General features: G+C 77.1%; 1 protein-coding gene. It reads right to left on the minus strand.

The genetic code is table 11. From position 1 onward, the window contains the following. On the minus strand, positions 1–406 hold a 406-nt coding region (locus tag GWG65_RS40365), incomplete at both ends, for a carboxypeptidase-like regulatory domain-containing protein (RefSeq protein WP_275200941.1).

The following is a 406-nucleotide window of genomic DNA, read 5'->3' on the forward strand; positions in this document are numbered from 1 at the left end:
GCCCGTGGCGATGACGGTGTACTCGCCGCCGTCCAGGTCGGCGAAGGCGTACGCCCCGTCCGCGCCGGTCGTGGCCGTGCCGACCACGTTGCCCGCCGCGTCGACCAGGGTCACCCGGGCGTCGGCCAGCGGCCCGTGCGGGGCGCGGACCACGCCCTGCACCCGGGCGCCGGTCTCCAGCTCGATCTCGAGCCGCGTCACCCCGGCGCCGCCCACCTCGACGGGCAGCGCGCGCGGCCGGTGGCCGAGGGCGTTCACCGCGACGGTCACCGTTCCCGGCACCAGCTCGGCGAAGGAGAAGCCGCCCTGCTCGTCGGTGTTCCCGGTGGCCAGCAGGTCCCCGCGCACATCGGTGACGATGACCATCGCGCCCGGCACCGGCAGCCCGCTGTCGGCGGACCGGACC

It is taken from the genome of Bradyrhizobium sp. CSA207 (assembly GCF_029051685.1).
In the GTDB taxonomy this organism is placed as follows: Bacteria; Pseudomonadota; Alphaproteobacteria; order Rhizobiales; family Xanthobacteraceae; genus Bradyrhizobium.